This window comes from Mycobacterium sp. (genome assembly GCF_049280035.1).
Taxonomy (GTDB): domain Bacteria; phylum Actinomycetota; class Actinomycetes; order Mycobacteriales; family Mycobacteriaceae; genus Mycobacterium.
Window position 1 is genome coordinate 1 of record NZ_JBAPPI010000263.1, and the last position, 3,729, is coordinate 3,729.

3 protein-coding genes and 1 pseudogene are annotated in these 3,729 nt (G+C 63.9%); 3 read left to right on the plus strand and 1 reads right to left on the minus strand.

Annotated features, from left to right (window positions below; all coding sequences use genetic code 11):
* Window positions 1-969 (minus strand): annotated as a pseudogene (locus WAN71_RS08485) (hypothetical protein); the annotation flags it as partial.
* A 479-nt stretch (window positions 970-1,448) separates the two neighbouring features.
* On the opposite strand from WAN71_RS08485, the gene WAN71_RS08490 reads away from it, so the two are divergent.
* The 3 genes from WAN71_RS08490 to WAN71_RS08500 form a co-directional block, all read left to right on the plus strand.
* A complete protein-coding gene (locus WAN71_RS08490) occupies window positions 1,449-1,934 on the plus strand; it encodes a GreA/GreB family elongation factor (RefSeq protein WP_422224901.1) in 486 nt (161 codons plus the stop codon).
* A 19-nt stretch (window positions 1,935-1,953) separates the two neighbouring features.
* Window positions 1,954-2,364 carry a GtrA family protein gene (locus tag WAN71_RS08495; protein WP_422224899.1) on the plus strand — a complete coding sequence of 137 codons (411 nt, stop codon included), beginning with the start codon at window positions 1,954-1,956 and terminating at the stop codon, window positions 2,362-2,364.
* An 89-nt stretch (window positions 2,365-2,453) separates the two neighbouring features.
* Window positions 2,454-3,729: FAD-binding oxidoreductase (locus tag WAN71_RS08500; protein ID WP_422224900.1), on the plus strand; the 1,276-nt coding region annotated here is incomplete at its 3' end.

Genomic DNA, 3,729 nt, shown 5'->3' on the forward strand with positions numbered 1-3,729 from the left:
GTTACCGCCGGTGTCGCCGGTGCCGCCGTTGCCGCCGTCAAGGGTTCCACCGCCGGTTCCGGCTGCGCCCGCCGTGCCAGTCAAGCCGCTACCGCCCTCGCCGCCGGCACCGCCTTGGGCGAAGAACGCGTAGGTTCCGGCGTCCCCGCCGTTGCCACCCGTGCCCGCGGCGGCTGTAGCCGTAGCGGCGCCGCCTTCGCCGCCCTCGCCGCCGTTGCCGTAGAACAGCCCGCCGTTACCGCCATCGCCGCCGGCACCGCCGTCGGCGCCCGCGCCGCCCTCGCCGCCATTGCCGAAGTAGAGAGCGTCGCCGCCGGTACCGCCTTGACCGAGGGAGTCGGTGGCACCATTGCCGCCGTTACCGAACAAGATTCCGCCGCCCTGGCCATCGGCGTCCGTCAGCGAACCGCCCCCGACGCCATTGGCGCCGTCACAGATCAGCCCGCAGGCACCACCGGTGGAAACTGCCGCGGGATCCACCTGGGCGGCCCACGTGTTCAGCGAGCTGTCGACCTGCTGGCCCAACGAACTGTTAATCCAAGACTGCTCAAGTCCCTGCCAAAACGCAGTCGACGAATCGGCCGCCGACGCTCCAGTGCCGGCGTCAGACAGCGCTGCCGGAGCTGCTCCCGAGAGCGCCGCGTCAAAACTGCTGGGGTTGGAGAAATCCGCGAGCAACGTGTCCCAGCCGGCCGGGGTGCTCAAATCCGTCAGCAGACCGCTCAACACACCCGGGTCCAAGAAATCCACCGGGTTGACCGAAGTGACCGCCGAACTGACGGCCGAGCCGACGGCCATGTCCAGGATGTCATCGAACACATCGGCCTTAGCCGTCGGTGCGCCCGCTAGCGGGCCCAACCCAAACGCCAAAAACGCCCCCGCGCCGGCGCCCAGACCTGCCACGCGCGCGCGACGGCGCGCCTTGGCTTTCTGTGATTGACGGTTTCGCTTGCTGTGCTGTCCAGACATGACTGCCTTCCCACCCAAAGTCGCTAGAGCAGACTGCTCTTAGCCCGGCTTAAGGTAACCCTTGGGGGCACTTACGTTCGAAGAACCAGACAATTAATTCGAGATCACTTTGCAAATTTCGTTGGCTGACTGGTGTAGCAAGCCATGGCTGGCACTACCGTCCCAGAACACAAGGTAATTCGAACGGTCACAGCAACTTTCGTAAAGATTTGATTTATTACCCGGCGCCGACGCAGACGCACGTCGTGTCGCGGCTGAGCTAAGACCTAATTTCTTTCAGCTACCTCACAGGTTTACCTCGGATATCGATTCGGACCGACCCGCGATGGACACCCACCACGACCGACCGGGGTGGTTGAGCTGTCGCGCGAAACGTCGTATAACGCACAACGAACGCATGAATAATCGGCTTAAGTGCAATACAGTCTTGGCACTTCACAATGGCAACCGCCGTTCCGGCGGAAGACAGGTCGGCAATGGTGAGCAAGCAAGTTGAGCCCACGGGGCTTTCGGACGAAGCGCGTGAGCGCATCAGCGCTGAGCTGGACCGAATCCGGGAACGGCGCGATCGACTGGAGGCCGAGGTCAGAAACGACCGCGGCGCGGTGAGCGATCATGCTGACGCCGCCGACGCCATCCAGCGCGCAGATGAACTGGCCAGCCTGGACGAGCGGATCATCGAGCTCGACCGGCTGATGCGGACCGGACCCCTGCCGTCGAACGGGGACGACACGCTGCCCTTCGGCACCGAGGTGACCCTAAAGTTCCCCGACGGTGCGGTAATCAAGATGCAGGTGATCACCGTCATCGAACAGACTCCTGTCGGCGGCGAAGCCGAGGCGCTGACGGCGGGCAGCCCGCTGGGCCTGGCGCTCGTCGGACGGAAAAAGGGCGACACGGTCACCTATACGACGCCGCAAGGGCAAAACCAGGTTGAGCTGCTGGATGTGAAATACCCGAAGTAGTCCGCCGTAGACTTCCGCCGTGGCCGAGATTGCGGCGAGTACACAACTACCCCTCAAGACGCAGGTGTGGCGGTTCGTCGTCACCGGCGGGTTGTCGGCTGTTGTCGACTTCGGGCTGTATGTCGCGCTGCTACGGCTAGGCCTACAGGTCAACGTCGCCAAGTCGATCAGCTTTATCGCCGGCACGACAACCGCCTACCTGATCAACCGGCGGTGGACGTTCCAAGCGCCACCGAGCAAGGCCCGATTCGTCGCCGTTTGCGTGCTATACGCGCTGACCTACTCCGTGCAGGTCGGCATCAACTACGTCTTCTACCTTCAGTTCGCCAACCAGCCGTGGCGGGTACCCGCCGCTTTCGTGATCGCACAGGGCACCGCCACCGTGGTCAACTTCATCGTGCAGCGCTCGGTGATCTTCCGGCTGCGCTGAGCCGACCGCGCCAGGTTGAATTGTCCGCCTCCTCAGCGGGAACATGCGTTCCCGCATCGTCACCGGACTAGCAGGTACCCTTTTTGACGATGTTTAGCAGCGACATTCCGACCACCGCGACCCGGCTGACGGGGTTCGGCCGCACCGCGCCATCGGTGGCGCAGGTGCTCTCCACGCCGGACCCTGAGCTGATCGCGAAAGCGGTGGCACAGGCGGCAGATGCGGGCGGTAGGGGTGTCATCGCCCGCGGGCTGGGCCGCTCCTACGGCGACAACGCCCAGAACGGCGGCGGGCTCGTGATCGACATGACGCCGCTGAACCGGATCCATTCGATCGACGCCGACACCCACATCGCCGACGTCGATGCCGGCGTCAGTCTCGACCAGCTGATGAAAGCCGCGCTGCCGTTCGGGTTATGGGTACCGGTGCTGCCCGGCACCCGGCAGGTCACCGTCGGCGGAGCGATCGCCTGCGACATCCACGGCAAGAACCACCACAGCGCGGGCAGCTTCGGTAACCACGTCCAGTCGATGGAGCTGCTGACGGCCGACGGGCAGATCCGACACCTCACTCCCGACGGCGAGGAGGCCGAGCTGTTCTGGGCCACCGTCGGCGGCAACGGTCTGACCGGCATCGTGCTGCGGGCCACCATCGCGATGACGCCCACGGAGACGGCGTACTTCATCGCCGACGGGATCGCCACCAAAGGCCTCGACGAAACGGTCGCCGTCCACCTCGACGGCAGCGAAGACCGCTACACCTACTCCGCCGCCTGGTTCGACTTGATCAGCCCGCCACCGAAGCTCGGCCGGGCCGCGGTCAGCCGCGGCAGCTTGGCTAAGCTCGATCAACTACCCAAAAAACTCGCCAAGAACCCGCTGAAATTCGATGCGCCGCAATTGTTGACGGTGCCGGACATCTTTCCGGTCAGCGTGATGAACAAGTTGTCGTTCATGGCAATTGGCGAGGTGTACTACCGGCTGGGCGGAACCTACACCGACAAGATCATGAACTTGTCGCAGTTCTACCACATACTCGACCTGGTCAGCGGTTGGAATAGTGCCTACGGCCCAACGGGTTTCGCCCAACACCAGTTCTTGGTTCCGCCGGATGCGATGGACGAGTTCAAGGCGATCATCCGCTGGATTCAGACCCGCGGGCACTACTCGGCGTTCAACGTATTCAAACTTTTCGGACCGGGCAATCGTGCGCCGCTGAGTTTCCCGATGGCCGGCTGGAACGTTGCGATGGACTTCCCCAACAAGCCAGGCGTCAACGAGTTCCTCAACGAGCTGGACGCCCGGGTGCTGGAATTCGGCGGCAGGGTGTACACCGCGAAGGACTCGCGGGTCAGTGCCGATAACT